This window comes from Rhizobium hidalgonense, from assembly GCF_002914525.1.
GTDB lineage: Bacteria > Pseudomonadota > Alphaproteobacteria > Rhizobiales > Rhizobiaceae > Rhizobium > Rhizobium hidalgonense.
The window spans coordinates 162,021-181,366 of the sequence record NZ_LODW01000042.1; the positions used below are offsets into that span (position 1 = coordinate 162,021).

A 19,346-nucleotide genomic window follows, 5' to 3' on the forward strand; every position below is an offset into this window, starting at 1 on the left:
AATAGGCACTGGCCAAGGATATAGATATGTCGAACATGATGAAGGCGCTGGTCAAGTCGAAGCCGGAAGTCGGGCTCTGGATGGAGAATGTGCCGGTGCCGGAGGTCGGGCCGAACGATGTGCTGATCCGGGTGAGGAAATCGGCGATCTGCGGCACCGACGTCCATATCTGGAACTGGGATCAGTGGGCGCAGAAGAGCATCCCAGTGCCGATGGTCGTCGGCCATGAATTTTCCGGCGAGATTGCCGAGATCGGTTCGGCGGTTACCCGTTATCATGTCGGCGAGCGGGTTTCGGGCGAGGGGCATATCGTCTGCGGCAAGTGCCGCAACTGCCGGGCGGGCAGGGGGCATCTCTGCCGCAACACGCTCGGAGTCGGCGTCAACCGGCCGGGTTCCTTCGGCGAGTTCGTCTGCATTCCCGAAAGCAATGTCGTGGCGATCCCGGAGGATATTTCCGATGAGATCGCCGCGATTTTCGATCCGTTCGGCAATGCCGTGCACACGGCACTCTCCTTCGATCTCGTCGGCGAGGACGTGCTCGTCACCGGCGCCGGGCCGATCGGCATCATGGGGGCGCTGGTCGCCAAACGTTCGGGCGCCCGCAAGGTGGTGATCACCGATATCAACCCGCACCGGCTGGCGCTGGCGCGCAAGCTCGGCATCGACCACGTCGTCGACGCTTCGAGCGAAAACCTGGCCGACGTGATGAAGGCGATCGGCATGACGGAGGGTTTCGACGTCGGGCTCGAAATGTCGGGGGCCGCACCCGCCTTCCGCGACATGATCGACAAGATGAACAACGGCGGCAAGATCGCCATTCTCGGTATTGCGCCTGCCGGTTTCGAGATCGACTGGAACAAGGTGATCTTCAAGATGCTCAATCTCAAGGGCATCTACGGCCGCGAGATGTTCGAGACCTGGTACAAGATGATCGCCTTCGTCCAGGGCGGCCTCGACCTTTCGCCGATCATCACCCACCGCATCGGCATCGACGATTTCCGCGACGGCTTCGAGGCGATGCGGTCAGGCAATTCAGGCAAGGTCGTGATGGATTGGATGTGAGGAGGAAGACATGCTCCATGAAGGAAGCTGCCATTGCGGAAAAGTCGCTTTCGAAGTCGAAGGCGAATTCACCGAGGCGCTGGACTGCAACTGTTCGCTCTGCCGCCGGCGGGGCGGGCTCCTGGCCTTCGTGCCGCGCGACAAGCTGGTGCTGAAGACGCCCGAAGACGATCTCTCGACCTATACTTTCAACAGGCATGTCATCCGGCATCACTTCTGCGCCAATTGCGGCATCGCGCCGTTCGGCGAAGGCGTAGGACCGAATGGCGCGGCCATGGCGTCGGTCAATCTGCGCTGCATTCCTGCGGTCGATCTCGGCGCGCTGAAGGTGACGGCCTATGATGGTGAGGCAAAGTAGCCAGTATTGTCCGTACAGAGGCGAATAGACCAACGACAGGACGCAAAAAAGCCGCGAACAACTGGCACGGGGAGCAAAATCCGTGCTGCCCTTGTCTTTTGTTCGCCGCATCTTAAATAAGGGTTCGCAATCGCTGCCGCGGTTCAAAGCCTGTGGATAAGGCTTTTTCCGATATTTCGTGAGCTTTTTTTCTGGAAAAGCTTGACGAGAGCAAAAAATGTGGGAATCACCGTTCGACTTGTTGAAACGGTGAACTGGGTCAAGGCGGATCGCGCAACCATGGCCGGAAATCCAAAAGCAAAAAAGATTTGCTATCCGGTGCCGGCGATCGTGGTTAATCAGGCTTTAAATGTCATCCCGTTAGGTGGGCAAAGGTGATTCTAGGGCGACGCGTGCGGCGCGTCAGGCCCGGAGACGGCCCATTCACCGTAGCGAGATTGGATAGCGTCAGGAAGGCGACGATATAAATGGCAACCAAGGTCAAAGAGAACGAAGACGCGGAAGTCGAACGCGACGGCGCAAGCGACGGCCCTCTTCTCGATCTTTCCGACGACGCGGTCAAGAAGATGATCAAAGCCGCCAAGAAGCGCGGCTATGTGACGATGGACGAGCTCAACGCCGTCCTGCCGTCTGAAGAAGTGACGTCCGAGCAGATCGAAGACACGATGTCGATGTTGTCGGATATGGGCATCAACGTCATCGAAGATGAAGAGGCCGAGGAAGCCGGTGCTTCCGGCGGCGGCGATGACGACGATAGCGGCGGCGACGAAGAGAGCGAAGGCGGCGAACTCGCACCTTCGAGCGGCACGGCGCTCGCGACAGCCAAGAAGAAAGAGCCGACCGACCGCACCGACGATCCGGTGCGCATGTACCTGCGCGAAATGGGCTCGGTGGAGCTTCTCTCCCGCGAGGGCGAAATCGCCATCGCCAAGCGCATCGAGGCCGGCCGCGAAACGATGATCGCGGGCCTCTGCGAGAGCCCGCTGACCTTCCAGGCGCTGATCATCTGGCGCGACGAACTCAACGAAGGCACGACGCTGTTGCGCGAGATCATCGATCTCGAAACCACCTATTCCGGTCCCGAAGCCAAGGCTGCGCCGCAGTTCCAGAGCCCCGAGAAAATCGAGGCCGACCGCAAGGCGGCCGAGGAAAAGGAAAAGACCCGGCGCGCCCGCTCCGGCGACGACGACATCACCGATGTCGGCGGCGAAGGCCTGCCTCCCGAGGAGGAGGAAGAGGACGAGGACGAATCCAACCTTTCGCTGGCGGCAATGGAAGCCGAGCTTCGCCCGCAGGTGATGGAGACGCTGGATACGATCGCCGAGACCTACAAGAAGCTGCGCAAGCTGCAGGACCAGCAGGTCGAGCAGCGCCTGTCGGCATCCGGCACGCTGTCTTCAGCCCAGGAGCGCCGCTACAAGGAACTCAAGGACGAGTTGATCAAGGCCGTCAAGTCGCTGTCGCTCAACCAGAACCGCATCGACGCTCTGGTCGAGCAGCTCTACGACATCAACAAGCGCCTCGTTTCCAACGAAGGCCGCCTGCTGCGTCTCGCCGAATCCTACGGCGTCAAGCGCGATAGCTTCCTGGAACAATACCAGGGTGCCGAGCTCGATCCGAACTGGATGAAGTCGATCGGTAATCTGGCCGCCCGCGGCTGGAAGGAATTCGCCCGCGGCGAAAATACGACGATCCGCGATATCCGTCAGGAGATCCAGAATCTCGCCACCGAGACCGGCATTTCGATTTCGGAATTCCGCCGCATCGTGCACATGGTGCAGAAGGGCGAGCGCGAAGCCCGCATCGCCAAGAAGGAAATGGTCGAAGCGAACCTTCGCCTCGTCATCTCCATCGCCAAGAAATACACGAACCGCGGCCTGCAGTTCCTCGACCTCATTCAGGAAGGCAATATCGGCCTGATGAAGGCGGTCGACAAGTTCGAATACCGCCGCGGCTACAAGTTCTCGACCTATGCGACATGGTGGATCCGTCAGGCGATCACCCGTTCGATCGCCGACCAGGCCCGCACGATCCGCATTCCGGTGCACATGATCGAGACGATCAACAAGATCGTTCGTACCTCGCGCCAGATGCTGCACGAGATCGGCCGCGAGCCGACGCCGGAAGAACTGGCCGAAAAGCTCGCCATGCCGCTCGAAAAGGTCCGCAAGGTCTTGAAGATTGCCAAGGAGCCGATCTCGCTCGAAACCCCGGTGGGCGACGAAGAGGATTCGCATCTCGGCGATTTCATCGAGGACAAGAACGCGCTGCTGCCGATCGACGCTGCCATCCAGGCGAACCTGCGCGAGACGACGACCCGCGTTCTCGCCTCGCTGACGCCGCGCGAGGAACGTGTGCTGCGCATGCGCTTCGGGATTGGCATGAACACCGATCATACGCTCGAAGAAGTCGGCCAGCAGTTCTCGGTCACCCGCGAACGTATCCGCCAGATCGAGGCGAAGGCGCTGCGCAAGCTGAAGCATCCGAGCCGCTCCAGGAAGCTCAGAAGCTTCCTCGACAGCTGAGGTTTCGACGACGCCGATCATTGGAAAAGCCGGGCCTGCGCCCGGCTTTTGCTTTTGTAATTAACACCAATGATCGGGGCGATTTTCTTGTCCCCTCATGGTGACAGGGCTATAATCCGGCCACGGGGGAAGGGATCGATCGCGCGGCGCGAACCAAGGTCGACGCATACCTGCGTGGACTGGCTCCTCCGTTAAGGAGGTACGACATGACCACTTACATTCTTTTGATCGATTGGACGGATCAGGGCATCCGCAACGTTCGCGACTCGGCAAAGAGGCTGGACGCGGCGAAGAAATTGCTCGCCAGCGTGGGCGGTTCCTTCAACCAGTTCTTCCTGACAATGGGCGGGCATGACATGGTTGCCGTCTGCGAGGCGCCGGATGACGCGGTGATGGCGCATTTTACCCTCTCTCTTGCCATGGGCGGCAATGTCCGGACCGAGACGCTGAAAGCTTTTCCAGAGGCTGCCTACCGGGATCTGATAGGCTCGCTCGGCTAGGTGCAAATTATGGTTGTGTGATTTATATGTTGCAGAGCCTCGGCTGTGCTGGCAGTGTCGCGCCGTGCTTCAATTTCCGCGGCAGGTCTCCCGGCCTGATTTTCGGCAAGCTCCATGATCAAGGCGCTCCTCAGTTTCATCATCTCCGCCGATCATTCAACAGCTGCTTACTGACCGATGGAACTGGCGGCGGGCAAATGGGATGATGGGATCCAGCGCGGCGCTGCCGCGTCATTTGCGCTGCATGCCGTTGCAATCCTGCTTCTTCTGCTGCTGATGCCGAAGACCGAGCCGCCGCTGCCATTACCTGATGATGGTCTCTCTGTGGAGATTGTTCCGCAGTCTGTGGAGCCACTGAAACCGACCGAGCCGATCAAGGCGCCATCACCGGGACCGGCAAAACCTGAAGCCGCGCGGGCTCAAGCCGAAAGACCTGCGCCGGTTACCACTAACGCGCCCGCTGCGGCAATGCCGTCTGTGACGCCAGTCGCTCCGCCGGCACCGAGGCCGGCGGAATTCGTCGCGGCAAGCCAGCTGTTTTCCGACAAGGTGCTGGCCGATCCGCGCAGCCGGGGCGCCCGCGCAGCGCTGCGTGGCCTTGCCGGCAGTGAGCGCAATCTGCAGCTTTGCGACCTCGAGGCGCTGGAGCAGGTCCGCCGCGCGCGGCCGGATCTGCGGCCCGATACGCTCGCCCCCTACGCGATGGCGGCGGAGAAGGTCAGCGGCAACAATGTCGAGGTGAGGGGCGGCGCCTTCCGCAGCCAACGCAAGTGGTACAACATCCAGTTCAAATGCGGGCTCGATGCCGGCTCCGGCAAGGTCGTGTCCTTCGCCTTCCTCGTCGGCGATGCCATTCCAGAGGGTGAATGGCAGGCGCACGATCTGGTGGCGGACGACGGTGCCGCCGACCAATGACCACCACGATCACGAGGTTTTTTTGTTTCGTGGCTTGATGCTGCCGGCTTTAACAGCCACATCGCTGCTGTGACAGACGACGTGGAAATGACAGAGACGAATCACGCAACGGCAAAACAGCGGCCCGAATTCCGCTGGGGTGTTGCCGTGTCGGTGCTTCTGCATGTGCCCATCGTCGCGCTGCTCATTTTCGGGCTGCCGAAGATCGAGCCGAAGCCGCCCGAAGACGAGAGCGTGAAAGTAGAACTCGTCCCGCCGCCGGAGGAGAAGAAGCCGGAGGAAAAGCCCAAGGAAAAGCCACCGGAGCCGAAGCCCCCGGAACAGGCCAAGAAACAACCGCCGCCGCCACCGCCACCACCGCCTCCGCCACCACCGCCGCGCCCCGTTGAAAATAAGCAGGCAGAGCAAGCCAAGCCCGCGGCCCCCATCCCCAGCCTGAATCCTGTCGTCGAGTTCGGAGACAGGGATAGCGGACCGAAAAAATCGCCAGCGGGGAATTCTTCTCAGGGTGAGGTAAAGCCTGCGACGACGGCGCCCCAGCACGGAGCGAAGCCGGAACAGGCGCCTGCAGAGGTTTCGGCAGAAAAGCCGCAGACGGAGACGCCTCCGGCAAGGCCAGTTCCTGACGATGTGCAACTTCCAGAGGTCGCGACGGCCGACGTTTCTCCTGAGCGCAACGCGCCTCTTGCGGAAGCGACCGGTGAAGCCAAGACAGATATCCAGGTGGTCAAGCCGCCAGAACGGAAGCCTCCTGAGACAACGAAGACGGACGCAGAAAAGGACGATCTCGTAAAGGCCAAGACCTTGTTTTCGCAGTCAGCCGATGACGATCCTGTGGCGAAAATCGCGATGAATGGCGTGCCGCGCCGTAAACGTGTTGCCCAGCTGTGTAGAAGCGAACTCCAGCAACAGCTGATCCACGCTTCGCCAAGCTTTCAGCCAATTATTGTACCCAGTCAGGGTTTGTCACAGGGCACCGTTCTGGATCTCCGAGCCGCCTTCCGCACGGCTGAGGGCTGGTACGACGTCCACTTTCGTTGTGAAGTGGATGATGACGCTATGAAGGTTGTCTCTTTTGCATTTGATGTCAGCGGAGAAATTCCGCGCAGCCAATGGAAACGTCGGGGGCTTCCTGACAATTGAATTTGGAATCTGGATGTCAACAAGCCACACACAAGGAACCGCATCTAGCCTCTCCTCACGGCCGTAATGATACGGTGAAGAAGGGACAATGATATGTCGAACGAGATCGAGCGTTTTTTGGAGCGTCAGGATGAAGCCGTCAGCGCGCTGTTCCTGGAACACAAAGGCGACGAGCTGACCGATATTCTGGTGGCGGCACTTGAAGAGGCCTTCGAGATCCTTCTCGAAGCTGCCCCCGCCGAAACACTTCATTGACATTTCCCTGGACATTGCCGGCCGGACCGTTTGGCGACCGGCTGTCGGGCTACCGGTTGGAGCGGGATGGGCTCGGCCGTTCGGCGGCAAGCGTCTTCCGGCTGGAAGGCGAGGGCTTGTCGGCGCTCTATCTAAAGGTCGAGCTGGCGGGGACATTCGGCGAGATTGCCGATGAAGCGGCCCGGCTCGGCTGGCTCAAGGCCGCCGGTTTGCCATGTCCCGATGTGATCGCAGAACAAAGCGACGGGGAGCGTAATTGGCTGCTGATCGGCGCGCTGCCAGGCGCCGATCTCGCCAGCGCCTCGACGCTGACGCCGCTTGTGCGGGTCGAATTGCTGGCTGCGGCGCTTCTCGACCTGCATCGTCTGCCAATCGCATCCTGTCCCTTCGATCACCGGCTGGAGAACCGCGTGGCGGTGGCCAAAGCGCGGATGCAGGCCGGCATCGTCGACGAGACCGATTTCGACGCGGCGCGGCTTGGACAGAGCGCTGCGGCCCTATTTGCCGAACTGCTGCGCACGAGGCCCATCGACGAGGATCTCGTCGTCACCCATGGCGACGCCTGCCTGCCGAATTTCATTACCGCCGAAGAGCGGTTTTCCGGCTATATCGATTGCAGCCGGCTCGGCGTGGCCGACCGCTATCAGGATATCGCGCTCGCCTGCCGCAGCATCGCCCATAATTTCGGCGAGGCGCTGCTGCAGCCCTTCCTCGATCGTTACGGGCTGACGGCGCCGGAACCGGCAAGGCTCGACTACTATCAACTGCTCGACGAGTTCTTCTAAGCGCCACGCGCTTTAGCTCCCTGTTTTTACGCATGTCGTGATCGCGAAACCGCCGTACCTTTTGCGCGACATGCTGTAGGCATTGCGCCATCTGCGCCTAGCTGGCAAAGTGGGCGGCGATCGGACCTGCGGACGAAACATGCCGAAAAACCAGTTCAGGATGCGGCGCTCGGCGCTGACGGGCGTCGAAGCGATGGAAGCGGAAACGCATCGCAGTTTCATCCGCCACACCCATGATCAGTTCGGCATCGGCCTCGTCTCATCAGGGGCACAGAAATCGCTGAGCGGCCGCGGCATGGTGGAGGCCGAGGCCGGCGATATCATCACGGTCAATCCGAACGAGGTGCATGACGGTGCGCCGATCGGCGAAGGGCGGTCGTGGCGCATCCTCTATTTCGATCCGGAGATCGTCACTGGCCTGTCGCAAGAGTTCGCCGAGGGTGGGGCAGGGCGGCAGGAAATCCCTTATCCCGTCATCCGCAACAGGGCGATCGCCGCCCGTTTCGAAATGTTGTTTGGCGCGGTGACTGGCGGCGGAGCGGCCAACGGGCTGCTCTGCGAGCAACTGCTGCTGCAGCTCGTCGCCGATGTCATGCGGGAACGCGCCGGCGGCCACGAGCGGCCGCCGGTGCCGGGCTCCATCCGCGCGGCCCGAGACCTGATTGACGACGATCCGCTTGCCGCCGTCTCGCTCGCCGATCTCGCCAGGGAAAGCGGGCTCAGCCGCTTCCAGGTGCTGCGCGGCTTTGCCAAGGCGACGGGATTGACGCCGCACGCCTATCTCGTCCAGGCCCGCATCCATATCGCCCGGCGGCTGATCGCCAAGGGCATGCCGCTTGCCGAAGCAGCCTTCGCCAGCGGCTTTGCCGACCAGAGCCATATGACACGGGTCTTCGTGCGCAAATACGGCCTGTCGCCGCGGCTCTATGCCGGCGCCTTTTCCTGAATGCCAGCGTCGCGGCTGCAATTTCGTTCAAGACCGCGAGAAACCCCTGCTGTTTGCTCTGCGCTCCCAACAGGAGGCGTTTGAATGTCGAGGCAGGTTCAAGGATATCTCTATCTGGCGCTGGCCATGCTGACGGTGGGAAGCACGGTTGTCGCCAGCAAGTTCATCGCATCGGGCTTGCCGCCATTTACCGCCACCGCCCTGCGCTTCGCCCTCGCATTTCCCATCCTCCTCGTGCTGATGCGCGCGAACGGCGTCCGGCTGCCAAAGCTCTCCGGGCATGACCGCCTGATCCTCGCCATTCAGGCGGGTGCCGGCAGCGTTGGTTATACGACGCTGCTGATATCAGGCCTTAGCCTGACCTCGGCCGCCGATGCCGGCGTCATCATCGGCACGCTGCCGGTGGTCTCGGCGGCCATTTCCATCCTGCTGCTTCGTGAAAGCCCTGGGCGCGGTCTGCTTGTTGCCGTGGCGCTTGCGACGGCGGGCGTGTTTTCGATCGCCTTCACGCCGGGTGCCGCCGGCGGGTCGTTCGCCGGCAATGTGCTGATCTTCTGCGCCGTCGTCTGCGAGGGTTTGTTCATCCTGCTGAACAAGAGGCTGAAGACTGACATTCCGCCGCTTGCCCAGTCGACTGTGATGGCCGGCATCGGCTTTGTCGTCGCTGTCATCCCGGCGGTTTTCGAGGCGCCTTTTGCACGCGATATGTCCACAAGCGCCGTTATTGCCGTCGTTTATTATGCGCTGGTGCCGACGGCCGGCGGCTTCCTGCTCTGGTATGCGGGGGCGGCAAGAGTGAGCGGCACGGAAGCCGCGCTCTTCACTGCGGTCGCTCCGGTCTCCGCCGTCATCCTTGCGTTCCTCATCCTCGGCGAACCGATCGGGCTCAATCAGATCGCCGGCATTGCCTGCGTATTGGCGGCCATGCTCGGGCTTGCCTTTGCCGGCAGCCGGGCGGCGATGAACATATCTGGAGGGAGATAGGCCATGCAGTTCCGTCATTCCGGTGCAATATGGCAGGCGTTTCCGGAGCTTCGCGCCGGCGCGCTCCATGTGGACGATATTCATGCGGATGCCGAGGTCGAGAAGGCGATTGCGGGCTTCAGCGCGACCGCCAGCGCCCGGCTGGCCGCCGCGCAGGAGGGCGAATTTCCTGAAATACAGGCGTGGCGGCGCGGCTTTTCCCGCATGGGGCTGAAGCCGACGCAATATCGCTCGGCCTCCGAGGCGCTGCTGCGCCGCTTCCGCCAGGAGCATGGCCTGCCGCGCCTGCATCCGCTCGTCAATCTCTGCAATGCGATTTCGCTCGCCTTCGCCATTCCGATCGCCGTCTTCGACACCGAACGGATTGCGGGCGATCTCGAGGTTCGGCGGGCCGGCGGCCATGAGACCTATCTGACCTTCGGCGGAGACATCGAGCATCCGGAACCTAACGAGGTGATCTTCGCAGACGGTGAGGAGAGGGCGCATGCGCGGCGCTGGACAAACCGGCAGAGCGGTCTGTCGGCGGTGCGGCAGGAGAGCCGCTCGGTGCTGATCGTTGCCGAGGCCCTGCATGCTTCTGCCGGCGAGGATATTGGCAGGCTGGTCGCAACTCTGGCAGAGGCGCTGGCGCATCACTGGCCGGGCGAGCCGAAAACCGCCATGCTGAGCCTGGCATCGCCGCGATTCGAATTCTGATACATGTCGTCGCGAAAGGTCTTGGGCTGGCGGCATGCCCGCCCTATCTCGGTGAGATCGATATCTCGTGGAGACGAACCTCATGTCAGACAAGTCGATCAAGATTCCGGGCCCGGATCATCCGATCACCGTCGAGCACAATCCCTGCCGTGTCGTCGTCACGCTTGATGGCAAGGTGATTGCCGATAGCCACGATGCGCTGACGCTGCGTGAGGCCTCCTATCCGCCGGTGCAGTATATTCCGCGCCGGGATGTGGAGATGTCGCTGCTGCAGCGCACCGATCATGCCAGCCATTGTCCCTATAAGGGCGACGCCGCCTATTACAGCATCATTGCGGGCGGCGAGCGCTCCAGGAATGCCGTCTGGACTTACGAGTCGCCGAATGCTGCCGTCAGCAGCATCAAGGACCATCTCGCCTTCTATCCCGACCGCGTCGACGGCATCGAGGAAATGGCCTCTCCGGAGGCCGGCACCTTCTGACCGTCGGAGATGGGCCACGGTTGCGGTCGGGAACATGTTGCTTGCGGGATCGTTAGACTGATCTAGCGGGGGATGTGTCGTGCCGAAGTTCTACTTTCAGCTCCTTGATCGTGATGGCGTCGGGGCGACCGAGACCGGATATGAATTCGCCTCAATCGAGGCCGCGAAAGCGGAGGCGCGGCGCGTGCTGGCGGAGATGGCTGCCGAAGGCCTGCCGGCGGAACCTCTGAACATGCTGTCCGTGGAACTCTTCGACGAAAGCCGGCGGCCGCTTGCGGAAATCCGGCTGATTCTCGAGGAAATCGCCAAATAGCCGCGGCCGGCATACTGCCTGCGATGTTAGTCAAGCGATGACGCGACTATGTCAAATTTAATTGCTGGCTATGAAGGCGGGTCTTAGCGTCGCGGCGACCGAGTCGGACTGATGCGGAGAAGATCGGCGGCAGCCTTAAACGGCCGCCCTATCGCAAGACGTCGAGCCACTCATTGTTGAAGACGAGACTGGCAACTGTCACCGGGTCGCCGCTTTCGTTGCGGACAGTGACGGCGATGATCGTGCGATCGCCCGCGGGCAGTTCGTCACGGGCCACATCCAGCAGGATGCGGGTCACCTCTTTCGGAATGTCGTCACGCGATCTGAGCTCGGTGCCGTGCTCATCGCGTGTGGGACCTTCGCCGTTATGGAGATCGAAGAAGTAGCGAGCCATGTTTTTTCCTGTGCGTCACAGGGAGAAATTACAGATGAAGACAATTGTTCCCGAGGCTAGGCATTGATTCTTATAGAAAATACAGGTCGCATAGTCATGATCTCCTCGTGTGCCATCGGTGGGCAAGCCCGTGATTGAAGCCCTGCTGCTCAACCTTGGAAGCCGCGATGTGCTTTCGGCCGAGGAGGAGAACCTACTCCGGTCGATCCTGATCAAGGACAGGCACTTCGCTGCCGGAGAAGATATCGTCCCCGAAGGCAGCCGCCCGCCCTACAGCACGCTGCTGCTCGATGGTTTCGCGGCGCGCTACAAGGTCATGGCCGATGGCAGCCGCCAGATCACCGCGCTGCATGTCGCCGGCGATTTCGTCGACCTGCATGCCTTTCCCGTCAAGAAAATGGATCACGGCATCGTCGCGCTGTCGTCCTGCCACGTCGTTTTCGCCGACCACGGCGATCTCAGGGCGATCACCGAGCGAATGCCGCATCTGACACGGCTGCTCTGGCTCGATACGCTGGTCGATGGTGCCATTCACCGCGAGTGGATCGTCGCCATGGGCCGGCGCTCCAAACGCGCCCATATCGCCCACCTCGTCTGCGAGCTCTTCGTGCGGCTGCAGGTCGTCAAGCGGACGCGGGGCGCGAGCTTCCAGTTTCCGTTGACGCAGATCGAGATGGCCGACGTGCTCGGCGTTTCCGTCGTCCATCTGAACAAGACGCTGCAGGCGCTGAGGCGCGAGGGCGTTTTCACCTGGGAGAACCGGACGATCACTATCGTCGACTGGGAGCGCCTGCAGGAAATCGCCGAATTCGACCCCGCCTACCTGAACATCATAAAGGAGCCGCGCTAAGCGCGTCGCATGCACAATCCAGTGACATCGGTTCATTCCAATTGACAAACCCTCTATCGGGGCAGAACACCATTCGCACATTCACGAAAAATCTCCTGAAGGCCGCTGCCTCCCACGTCGGCCGGTGACATCGCAACATGGACATATCCCAAGGCCCGCGGAGCGTTCTTCGCCACCCCGGCTATCTGAACTTCGCTGCCTCCCGCGTCTTTTCCTCGCTTGCCTTCCAGTCGATCGGTATCGCCATGGGCTGGATGATCTACGACCAGACGCACAGCGCCTTTGCGCTCGGCCTCGTCGGCCTCTGCCAGTTCCTGCCGATGGCGGCGCTGACCTTCGTCGTCGGCCATGTCGCCGACCGGTTCGACCGGCGGCGAATCGGCCTCATCTGCCAGTTGATCGAGGCGGTGACGGCGCTGGTGCTGGCGGTTGCCACCTGGCAGCAATGGCTGACGCCGGCCGGCATCCTTGCCGCCGTCACCGTGCTCGGCGCTGTCGTCGCCTTCGAGCGGCCGACCATGGCGGCGCTGCTGCCGAACATCGTGCCGGCTTCGCTGCTGCAGAAGGCGGTCGCTACCTCCACCTCGCTGATGCAGACGGCGCTGATCGTCGGCCCCTCGCTCGGCGGCCTGCTCTACGGCCTCGACCCTGTGGCGCCCTTCGCTGTTGCCGCGTTGCTCTTTGCCGTGGCGAGCTTCAACGTCATCTCGATCCGCATGCAATGGGCGCCTTCCAAACGCGAGCCGGTGACACTGGCCTCGGTCTTTGCCGGCGTCTCCTTCATCCGCAGCCGGCCGGTAATGCTCGGCACGATTTCGCTCGATCTCTTTGCGGTACTGCTCGGCGGCGCCACCGCGCTCCTGCCGATGTTCGCCCGTGATATTCTGCATGCCGGCCCCTGGGGACTGGGCTTCCTGCGCGCCGCACCGGCGATCGGCGCGCTTGCCATGTCGATCGTGCTTGCTCGCCGGCCGCTCGAGAGCAATGTCGGGCGCAAAATGCTTGCCGCTGTCGCCGTGTTCGGCCTCGCCACCATCGTCTTTTCGCTCTCCACCAATATCGTGCTTTCGGTCGCCGCCCTTCTTGTCGTCGGCGCCTCCGATACGGTGAGCGTCGTCGTGCGCAGCTCGCTGGTGCAACTGCTGACGCCGGACGAAATGCGCGGCCGCGTCAGCGCCGTCAACTCGCTGTTCATCGGCACCTCCAACCAGCTCGGCGAATTCGAATCCGGCATGATGGCGGCAGCGCTAGGCCCGGTCGCCACCGGCCTCGTCGGCGGGCTTGGGACCATCGCCGTCGTGCTGCTGTGGATGCGGCTCTTCCCTGCTCTTACCAAGGTCAAGACGCTGCAGGGCTGAAACATGCATGGCGCGTTGAAAGTGGTAGCGGCTCCCGCTAGGGTTCGCGCGAACGATTAATCGGGGCAGCGCGTGACGAGAGCTTTTTTACCCTATGCACTGGCGGCGGTTTTCGCCTGCGCGCCGGTTGCGGCGCTGGCCGAGTGGCAGGTGGTCGAGGAAGTGCGGCCCTATTCGATATCAGGCAAGTCAGGCGCTGAACTCTACGAGTCGATCGGGGCGCGGGGACCTCAGGTCGGCATCGGCCGGGTCATCGCACATACGACGTTCAAGCTGACCTGGACACGGAAATACGAAGCGCAGGGCACTTCCTGCGTCATCACGACCAACCGCCCGAAGCTGATCATCACCTATACGCTGCCGAAACCCTCGGCTGCGCTGCCGCCGGCCGTTGGCGGCAGCTGGGGCAGCTTCATCGCCGGCGTGCAGGCGCATGAGCGGGTGCATGGCGACACCATCAAGGAGATGGTCAAGGAAATCGAGGTGATGAGCATCGGCCTCACCGTTGCCGACGACCCCGATTGCAAAAAGATTCGCATAGAGCTGACCCGGCGCCTCGGCGAGATCTCGGCGAAGCAGCGTCAGCGCGGCCGCGACTTCGATAAGGTGGAAATGGGCGACGGCGGCAATATCCAGCAACTCATCCTCAAGCTGGTCAACGGGCCCTGACTGCCCTAACGAGGCTGGCGGGCGCGTCATCCCTGGACCTGCCCCGCCGCGCTCCTATCTCTCACCCCAGCGCGAGAGGGAGGAGCAGTGTGATGTCCTATATCGACGGTTTCATCGTGGCGGTGCCGAAGGAGAATATCGAAGCTTATAAGGCGTTCTCGACGTTTGCCGGTTCGATCTGGAAGGAATACGGCGCGCTCGAATATGTCGAATGCATCGGCGACGACGTGCCTTATGGCGAGCTGACTCCTTTCCCCGCGCCGTGCAGGCCGAGGAGGACGAGGTCGTAGTGTTTGCCTGGATTGTCTACCGGTCGCGGCAGGAGCGCGACGATATCAACGCCAAGGTGATGGCCGATCCGCGGCTCAAAGGCGATCAATGGAAGATGCCGTTCGATGGCAAGCGAATGATCTACGGTGGCTTCGAGACGCTGATCAAGCTTTGACGCGGTGTTCGCTTTGACTTGCCCCGGCAAGCTTGACTTGCCCCGGCAAGCTTGACTTGCCGCCAGTGACGCGCCACCTCGCTGCGATAAGATTTCGAGACGGGAGAGCGCCTTGCCCCAGACGATCCTGACCCTATCCACCCGCGGACAGGGCCTTTATGAATTCACCGATCAGGCGGACGCCTTCGTCAACACCTCGGGGCTGGAGGAGGGGCTACTCACCGTCTTCGTGCGTCACACCTCCTGCTCGTTGCTGATCCAGGAAAATGCCGATCCCGACGTGCGCACCGATCTTCTCACCTTCTTCCGCCGCCTAGTGCCGCCGGCCACCGATCCTGCGATGGGCTGGGTCGTGCATCGGGCCGAGGGGCCGGACGACATGCCGGCGCATATCAAGGCGGCGCTGACGCAGGTCACGATCGGCATTCCCGTCGCGCGCGGCCGGCTGATGCTCGGCACCTGGCAGGGGCTCTATCTCTTCGAACATCGCGACCGCCCGCACCGGCGCGAAATCGTCCTGCATCTCAGCCCCTGAAAGGATTAATCCTTGTGAATGAAAACTGAATGGGTGGTTCGAACACCATTCAGTTTGCAGCGTCTACTGTCGAGACAATCCCTGAAGGGAGAGCCTATCAAACCGACGGAGACACTCCATGACGCATTTCCTCGCCAAGGCCTCGCTGGCCGCATTGCTCGCCCTCTGCTCCATTCCGGCCACGGTTTCCACGGCGGCAGCCGCCGGGCCGCAGACGAACTTCGTCGTCGAGGCGCAATATCATCGGCCGATCCGCGGCTGCTCGCCGATCCATGCCGTGAACAAGGCGCGTGATTTCGGCCTCCGGAGAGCCCATATCACCCGCATGTCGCCCCGGGTCGTCGTCGTTGCCGGTCGCGACCGGCGCGGCTGGGACAGAATGGTCTTCGCCAATGTCCGCGGCTGCCCGCTGATCCGGCGCTGAGCATCGAGCGGCGAGCGCCGACAGGCGCTTGCCGCCGTTTTGCCTTGACGGCGCCACTTTCAGCCGTCTCTTCTCTAACCCGTATGAGTGATTCCCGCGGAGAGCGGGGGAGGGCGGCTCGACCGCACCGACTATAGAATGAAAGGTTTTTCGATGATGCAGTTTTTGGCAAAGGCGGGTCTTGCCGTCATGCTGACAGCCGGCACCCTTGCCGGCACGGTGGCGCCTGCCGCCGCGCAGTTGAATATCATTATCGGCGATCAGGACCGTGACGCGCCGCGCGACTACCGCCGTCCGCCTCCGGGTTACGAGCGTCCGGGCTTCGACCGCCGGCCGCGCGGCTGCGATCCGCGTATGGCCGAAGATATGGCCCGCGATTACGGCTTCCGCCGCGCCCGCGTCGTCGACGTCACGCCCCGCCGCGTCATCGTCCAGGGCTGGACCCGCCGCGGCCCCGGCGAAATGAGCTTCGCCAACGTCCGCGGCTGCCCGGCGATGCGCCGCTGATATCAAGTAGAATACCGCCTCGTCTCCCCGATGCGGCGGCACTGCATAATTTCTTAGATCGGAATCGATCTGAGGATAAAATTATGCAGCAATTCAAAGTGTTGCGGCGTCCTTAGCACGTCCGAAAGACGTGCGGCGCTGCAAAACCGCCTTTGCCAGTCTCCCCGGATCGGCAAGGGCGGTTTTCTTTTGTGAGTCCGCCGTCGTCTTCGCCTTCTACCATAGCTGCGGTTCGACCGCACGACTGCCCCTCACCCTAACCCTCTCCCCGTAAAAAAACGGGGCGAGGGGACGTGCCAAAGGCAACGTGGAGATGGAGGAGGCCGGTGCGCCATATCCCCTTCGCCCCGCAAGCGGGGAGAAGGTGCCGACAGGCGGATGAGGGGCTGATCTCACCGATCTCCGAGGCCGGACGGGCCGTCACGTTGAACTCTTGCTCGTCAATTTTTTAGCAGTTTGCGCGCCGCGCGTCGAAACGCACGGCGCGACACCTTCATTGTTACTGCTCAATCGCAAAAGTCACAGTGACGCTGACACTGTAATTGTTCTCGCCGCCCTGGACGGGAACGGCCGCATCCGAGGCTTCCTTCATCATCGTGGCGCGATAGGCCGGTTGCGGCATCGGGCGAGGGGCATTCTCGTTGATCTCGATGATGCGGCCGAGCTTGACGCCGGCCGCTTCACTCAGCGTCTTCGCCTTCTTCACCGCCTCGGCGACGGCATTCTTGCGCGCCTCTTCGAGGGCTGCTTGCGGCTTGTCGTTGGTGAACTGGATGTCTCCGCCCTGGTTGATGCCGAGGGTCACGGACTGGTCGATCACCTGTCCGAGCTTGGCAAGATCGCGCAGCCTGATGGTGATGGAATTGATGGTCTGGTAGCCGATCAGCTGCGGCTGCTGCTGCTGACCATCGACTGGCTGCGGATAGTTGTATTGCGGCTGGATGGAAAAACCGGAGGTCTGCAGATCGCGCTCGGCAATGCCGCCGTCCTTCAGCGCCTTCAGCACCTCGTTCATCGCCTTGTTGTTTTCGTCGAGCGCTTCACGGGCGGTCTTCGCCTGCTTGACGACGGCGAGGTTGACGACGGCCATATCGGGCGCGAGGGCCGATTCGCCATCGCCCGTCACCGAAATCACCGCCTCACGCGGCTTTGCCTCCTGCGCCAATACCGGCGCGGCGGAGCCAAGCGGCAGGGCCAGAAGGGCAGTCATCAGAAGAGTCTTGGAGAGAATCGGCGCCATGTTTCATTCCCTAGTTGTCGTTTCCCGGATGAACTTTCTGTCGGTTGATTGTGAAGCTATTGCGGCGGAAGGGAACCGTGAGCCTCATCGCGGGAAAAATATGTGGGTCCTCAGGGGGGCTCCTCCTTCCCCTCTCTCATTCCTGTGCTCGTCACAGGAATCCAGGGCGCCCAAGTCTTTGGGCGCGGAAAACTCGGCTTTCACATAGAAGGGTCATTCACCGCGCAGACGCGCAGTGGCTGGATTCCTGTGACGAGCACAGGACTGAAGGAGGTTGAGGGTAACGCCTTCGTCAGGCGCCGTTTATGGACGGCATGACCATCTACCGGCATATGGCGCCGGCCGCGAAGACCGAGACCGGCACGAATTTCGCCGGCCTGGTCGGCAGCTCCACAGTTTCCGAGAATAATCGGTTTTCTTATTTCCTGGTGGGCGGATGGCGACCAAGGCCGGCCAGCCCATATAAGCTGGGGCGAACCGGCAGCGCCCGCGGTCAACTGAGGGCCCGCGCCAGCCAGGATAAGGCGTTTGCCTCACCCGGCGCCGGCGGACGCATTGTAGGGTCAGGCGCCGAAATCATCCATGAAGGAGGGATGGATCGCAGGCTTGCGCTCTTCGCGGGTTTCGCGAAAACGCTGCGGAACCGCACCGAGACCGGTCACAAAACGGGTCAGGAGATTGCGGTTGAAAAGTTTCTGTATGGCACTCATCACAGGTCGCTCATTCTTCTTTTTGTTAGCCCGCGGCATATATTTTGCCCAGGCTGCCATAACAATGGGCAATTTTGCATGACAGTTATGTGACGGTGCATAGGCTTGAAAAGATGGGCTGAAAGGCGATCAATTTAGCGTTACGCGAGGCCGCAGAAGGCAGTCGATTGCCATCAATCAATGCCTGCATTCGCTATGGCGTGGTAGATTGCTTGGCCGGGGCAAAGCCACGCCCCTCCGAGGAGACGCTCAGATGAACCGATTTTTCGCATTTATCGCGACCGGAACGCTGATCAGCCTTGCCACGATCACTTCGGCCTGCACATCCACAAGCCCCGATCAGACTTCGTCGATCGGCGGCGGTTATTACCATTACGAGAGCCAGCCGCTCAATCCGGCCTGTGGAGGCGGGTTCAGGCCTAGCGACGGGCGGTCTTGTAGCTATTAGAAAAGAGGGCCAATCAACACAACGCCGTGGGACGACGTCAGCAGGTTTGCCGGCATCGCGCGGGAGCCGATGTTCGCCCCGACATCGTCCTTATGGCCCAATCCATGCTTGGCTTTCCCGAGACCGAGCGATCGGAATCTCCACAGGTTTAGACTGCGGCTGGACGATTGCGACCAGCTGTCTGCGGCCGGCGCGCCGAGATAGTCGGATCTCCGGCTTGGAACGTCTCGTCCGACATCACCGCTTTGGACTTCTGCGTCTAAAGTTATCAGTCAGTGAAGCCCTTGCAGTCTGTTCCGCCGCTCTGCCAGCAGTTCATTTCGAACCAAATTCCTGGCATTATCCGAGAGACCGTCCGGCCCGAACAGACCAAGTTCGGTAAATCGCGCTTCGATTTCCTTTGGAATGCTATCTGCCTCGTGCTGGCAAAGGCGCACAAGCCATTTCCATTCGTCGCTAGTCATATCCCTGTGCACGACCATGAATTGCTACCCCTCCCGAGGACAACGACATCCATCAAACAGTACCACAACTTCGATCGAAAGGCAGGTGGCTCGACGACCGGGTCGATCACGCGCATATCCATGCGCAAAGCGCGACCTCGCCACGATGACCAAGCGCCTCAACGGGGAAGCGCGCGCTCTGCGCTCAGCATATTAAAATGAAATCAAGGCCCTGCCGAAGTAGCAGGGAGCCAGACCCGAGCTGATGCCTGATGGCCTGATGACAGTGCCAGGCTGCCGACAATTGCGACCATGGCAATCAGGATGACGATGATGGGAAACGCGAGGCCGGACGGCT

At 61.5% G+C, this 19,346-nt stretch carries 25 protein-coding genes and 1 pseudogene; 23 read left to right on the forward strand and 3 right to left on the reverse strand.

The genetic code is table 11. The features are described from left to right. The first annotated feature begins 26 nt into the window (after window positions 1-26). The 14 genes from tdh to ATY29_RS05480 all read left to right on the forward strand — a co-directional run bounded on the left by tdh (window position 27) and on the right by ATY29_RS05480 (window position 10,965). Window positions 27-1,064, forward strand: coding sequence for an L-threonine 3-dehydrogenase (tdh, locus tag ATY29_RS05425; RefSeq protein WP_097535457.1), 1,038 nt, complete (start codon window positions 27-29; stop codon window positions 1,062-1,064). Between the two features lie 10 nt (window positions 1,065-1,074). Then, on the forward strand, window positions 1,075-1,422 hold the full coding sequence (locus ATY29_RS05430; RefSeq protein ID WP_097535459.1) for a GFA family protein: 348 nt from the start codon (window positions 1,075-1,077) through the stop codon (window positions 1,420-1,422). Between the two features lie 219 nt (window positions 1,423-1,641). Next, window positions 1,642-1,800, forward strand: coding sequence for a hypothetical protein (locus tag ATY29_RS36715; RefSeq protein ID WP_155256637.1), 159 nt, complete (start codon window positions 1,642-1,644; stop codon window positions 1,798-1,800). A gap of 89 nt (window positions 1,801-1,889) precedes the next feature. After that, complete coding sequence (gene rpoD / locus ATY29_RS05435) at window positions 1,890-3,947, forward strand: RNA polymerase sigma factor RpoD (RefSeq protein ID WP_003565372.1); 2,058 nt, start codon at window positions 1,890-1,892, stop codon at window positions 3,945-3,947. A 206-nt stretch (window positions 3,948-4,153) separates the two neighbouring features. Continuing rightward, window positions 4,154-4,447 (forward strand): GYD domain-containing protein, encoded by a 294-nt coding sequence (locus tag ATY29_RS05440; RefSeq protein ID WP_003565370.1) that lies wholly within the window; start codon window positions 4,154-4,156, stop codon window positions 4,445-4,447. Window positions 4,448-4,624: 177 nt separating this feature from the next. Beyond that, window positions 4,625-5,362: a DUF930 domain-containing protein gene (locus ATY29_RS05445; RefSeq protein ID WP_097535461.1), complete on the forward strand. Its 738-nt coding sequence runs from the start codon at window positions 4,625-4,627 to the stop codon at window positions 5,360-5,362. Between the two features lie 87 nt (window positions 5,363-5,449). Further along, window positions 5,450-6,505, forward strand: a complete 1,056-nt coding sequence (locus ATY29_RS05450; protein WP_097535463.1) for a DUF930 domain-containing protein — start codon at window positions 5,450-5,452, stop codon at window positions 6,503-6,505. Window positions 6,506-6,598: 93 nt separating this feature from the next. Continuing rightward, window positions 6,599-6,760, forward strand: coding sequence for a hypothetical protein (locus ATY29_RS36720; RefSeq protein WP_003565364.1), 162 nt, complete (start codon window positions 6,599-6,601; stop codon window positions 6,758-6,760). Then, window positions 6,757-7,545, forward strand: a complete 789-nt coding sequence (locus ATY29_RS05455) for an APH(3') family aminoglycoside O-phosphotransferase (protein ID WP_025416699.1) — start codon at window positions 6,757-6,759, stop codon at window positions 7,543-7,545. Before ATY29_RS36720 ends, ATY29_RS05455 begins: the two co-directional genes overlap by 4 nt. Before the next feature lie 139 nt (window positions 7,546-7,684). Further along, window positions 7,685-8,491, forward strand: a complete 807-nt coding sequence (locus ATY29_RS05460; protein ID WP_097535465.1) for an AraC family transcriptional regulator — start codon at window positions 7,685-7,687, stop codon at window positions 8,489-8,491. A gap of 84 nt (window positions 8,492-8,575) precedes the next feature. Continuing rightward, window positions 8,576-9,475 carry a DMT family transporter gene (locus tag ATY29_RS05465; RefSeq protein ID WP_097535467.1) on the forward strand — a complete coding sequence of 300 codons (900 nt, stop codon included), beginning with the start codon at window positions 8,576-8,578 and terminating at the stop codon, window positions 9,473-9,475. A gap of 3 nt (window positions 9,476-9,478) precedes the next feature. After that, on the forward strand, window positions 9,479-10,171 hold the full coding sequence (locus ATY29_RS05470) for a B3/B4 domain-containing protein (protein WP_097535469.1): 693 nt from the start codon (window positions 9,479-9,481) through the stop codon (window positions 10,169-10,171). An 82-nt stretch (window positions 10,172-10,253) separates the two neighbouring features. Then, complete coding sequence (locus ATY29_RS05475) at window positions 10,254-10,652, forward strand: DUF427 domain-containing protein (protein WP_003565356.1); 399 nt, start codon at window positions 10,254-10,256, stop codon at window positions 10,650-10,652. A 79-nt stretch (window positions 10,653-10,731) separates the two neighbouring features. Further along, window positions 10,732-10,965: a DUF6894 family protein gene (locus ATY29_RS05480; RefSeq protein ID WP_003565354.1), complete on the forward strand. Its 234-nt coding sequence runs from the start codon at window positions 10,732-10,734 to the stop codon at window positions 10,963-10,965. Window positions 10,966-11,113: 148 nt separating this feature from the next. Here ATY29_RS05480 and ATY29_RS05485 read toward each other — a convergent pair whose 3' ends face one another. Next, a complete protein-coding gene (locus ATY29_RS05485; RefSeq protein WP_003565352.1) occupies window positions 11,114-11,359 on the reverse strand; it encodes a DUF6894 family protein in 246 nt (81 codons plus the stop codon). A 130-nt stretch (window positions 11,360-11,489) separates the two neighbouring features. Between ATY29_RS05485 and ATY29_RS05490 the strand changes: the two genes are divergently transcribed. From ATY29_RS05490 to ATY29_RS05520, 7 genes and pseudogenes are all read left to right on the forward strand, one after another. After that, window positions 11,490-12,209, forward strand: a complete 720-nt coding sequence (locus tag ATY29_RS05490) for a Crp/Fnr family transcriptional regulator (protein ID WP_097535471.1) — start codon at window positions 11,490-11,492, stop codon at window positions 12,207-12,209. Window positions 12,210-12,346: 137 nt separating this feature from the next. After that, window positions 12,347-13,567 carry an MFS transporter gene (locus ATY29_RS05495; protein ID WP_025416694.1) on the forward strand — a complete coding sequence of 407 codons (1,221 nt, stop codon included), beginning with the start codon at window positions 12,347-12,349 and terminating at the stop codon, window positions 13,565-13,567. Window positions 13,568-13,639: 72 nt separating this feature from the next. Continuing rightward, the gene (locus tag ATY29_RS05500) at window positions 13,640-14,236 is read left to right on the forward strand and encodes a DUF922 domain-containing Zn-dependent protease (RefSeq protein ID WP_003565345.1); all 597 of its coding nucleotides are present in this window, start codon (window positions 13,640-13,642) and stop codon (window positions 14,234-14,236) included. Window positions 14,237-14,328: 92 nt separating this feature from the next. Beyond that, window positions 14,329-14,681: pseudogene (locus ATY29_RS05505) on the forward strand (DUF1428 domain-containing protein). 112 nt (window positions 14,682-14,793) lie between these two features. After that, window positions 14,794-15,216: a secondary thiamine-phosphate synthase enzyme YjbQ gene (locus ATY29_RS05510; protein ID WP_097535473.1), complete on the forward strand. Its 423-nt coding sequence runs from the start codon at window positions 14,794-14,796 to the stop codon at window positions 15,214-15,216. A 118-nt stretch (window positions 15,217-15,334) separates the two neighbouring features. Further along, the gene (locus tag ATY29_RS05515) at window positions 15,335-15,640 is read left to right on the forward strand and encodes a hypothetical protein (RefSeq protein WP_003565338.1); all 306 of its coding nucleotides are present in this window, start codon (window positions 15,335-15,337) and stop codon (window positions 15,638-15,640) included. A 153-nt stretch (window positions 15,641-15,793) separates the two neighbouring features. Continuing rightward, entirely contained in the window at window positions 15,794-16,147 is a 354-nt protein-coding gene (locus tag ATY29_RS05520) for a hypothetical protein (RefSeq protein WP_003565336.1), read from the forward strand. A gap of 499 nt (window positions 16,148-16,646) precedes the next feature. Here ATY29_RS05520 and ATY29_RS05525 read toward each other — a convergent pair whose 3' ends face one another. Continuing rightward, window positions 16,647-17,387, reverse strand: coding sequence for an SIMPL domain-containing protein (locus ATY29_RS05525; protein ID WP_097535475.1), 741 nt, complete (start codon window positions 17,385-17,387; stop codon window positions 16,647-16,649). Window positions 17,388-17,692: 305 nt separating this feature from the next. Between ATY29_RS05525 and ATY29_RS37445 the strand changes: the two genes are divergently transcribed. Further along, entirely contained in the window at window positions 17,693-18,190 is a 498-nt protein-coding gene (locus ATY29_RS37445; protein ID WP_244597347.1) for a hypothetical protein, read from the forward strand. A gap of 160 nt (window positions 18,191-18,350) precedes the next feature. Continuing rightward, the gene (locus ATY29_RS05540) at window positions 18,351-18,545 is read left to right on the forward strand and encodes a hypothetical protein (protein ID WP_003565328.1); all 195 of its coding nucleotides are present in this window, start codon (window positions 18,351-18,353) and stop codon (window positions 18,543-18,545) included. A gap of 272 nt (window positions 18,546-18,817) precedes the next feature. On the opposite strand, the gene ATY29_RS38295 is transcribed toward ATY29_RS05540, so the two are convergent. Next, a complete protein-coding gene (locus ATY29_RS38295; RefSeq protein ID WP_003565327.1) occupies window positions 18,818-19,027 on the reverse strand; it encodes a hypothetical protein in 210 nt (69 codons plus the stop codon). Window positions 19,028-19,346: the final 319 nt, after the last annotated feature.

Excerpts from the sequence above, each read along its gene's own strand:
- tdh (WP_097535457.1), top strand. The coding sequence starts at position 27 with ATGTCGAACATGATGAAGGCGCTGGTCAAGTCGAAGCCGGAAGTCGGG.
- ATY29_RS05430 (WP_097535459.1), top strand. The coding sequence starts at position 1,075 with ATGCTCCATGAAGGAAGCTGCCATTGCGGAAAAGTCGCTTTCGAAGTC.
- rpoD (WP_003565372.1), top strand. The coding sequence starts at position 1,890 with ATGGCAACCAAGGTCAAAGAGAACGAAGACGCGGAAGTCGAACGCGAC.
- ATY29_RS05440 (WP_003565370.1), top strand. The coding sequence starts at position 4,154 with ATGACCACTTACATTCTTTTGATCGATTGGACGGATCAGGGCATCCGC.
- ATY29_RS05445 (WP_097535461.1), top strand. The coding sequence starts at position 4,625 with ATGGAACTGGCGGCGGGCAAATGGGATGATGGGATCCAGCGCGGCGCT.
- ATY29_RS05450 (WP_097535463.1), top strand. The coding sequence starts at position 5,450 with ATGACAGAGACGAATCACGCAACGGCAAAACAGCGGCCCGAATTCCGC.
- ATY29_RS36720 (WP_003565364.1), top strand. The coding sequence starts at position 6,599 with ATGTCGAACGAGATCGAGCGTTTTTTGGAGCGTCAGGATGAAGCCGTC.
- ATY29_RS05460 (WP_097535465.1), top strand. The coding sequence starts at position 7,685 with ATGCCGAAAAACCAGTTCAGGATGCGGCGCTCGGCGCTGACGGGCGTC.
- ATY29_RS05465 (WP_097535467.1), top strand. The coding sequence starts at position 8,576 with ATGTCGAGGCAGGTTCAAGGATATCTCTATCTGGCGCTGGCCATGCTG.
- ATY29_RS05470 (WP_097535469.1), top strand. The coding sequence starts at position 9,479 with ATGCAGTTCCGTCATTCCGGTGCAATATGGCAGGCGTTTCCGGAGCTT.
- ATY29_RS05475 (WP_003565356.1), top strand. The coding sequence starts at position 10,254 with ATGTCAGACAAGTCGATCAAGATTCCGGGCCCGGATCATCCGATCACC.
- ATY29_RS05485 (WP_003565352.1), bottom strand. The coding sequence starts at position 11,359 with ATGGCTCGCTACTTCTTCGATCTCCATAACGGCGAAGGTCCCACACGC.
- ATY29_RS05495 (WP_025416694.1), top strand. The coding sequence starts at position 12,347 with ATGGACATATCCCAAGGCCCGCGGAGCGTTCTTCGCCACCCCGGCTAT.
- ATY29_RS05515 (WP_003565338.1), top strand. The coding sequence starts at position 15,335 with ATGACGCATTTCCTCGCCAAGGCCTCGCTGGCCGCATTGCTCGCCCTC.
- ATY29_RS05520 (WP_003565336.1), top strand. The coding sequence starts at position 15,794 with ATGATGCAGTTTTTGGCAAAGGCGGGTCTTGCCGTCATGCTGACAGCC.
- ATY29_RS05525 (WP_097535475.1), bottom strand. The coding sequence starts at position 17,387 with ATGGCGCCGATTCTCTCCAAGACTCTTCTGATGACTGCCCTTCTGGCC.
- ATY29_RS37445 (WP_244597347.1), top strand. The coding sequence starts at position 17,693 with ATGGACGGCATGACCATCTACCGGCATATGGCGCCGGCCGCGAAGACC.
- ATY29_RS05540 (WP_003565328.1), top strand. The coding sequence starts at position 18,351 with ATGAACCGATTTTTCGCATTTATCGCGACCGGAACGCTGATCAGCCTT.
- ATY29_RS38295 (WP_003565327.1), bottom strand. The coding sequence starts at position 19,027 with ATGGTCGTGCACAGGGATATGACTAGCGACGAATGGAAATGGCTTGTG.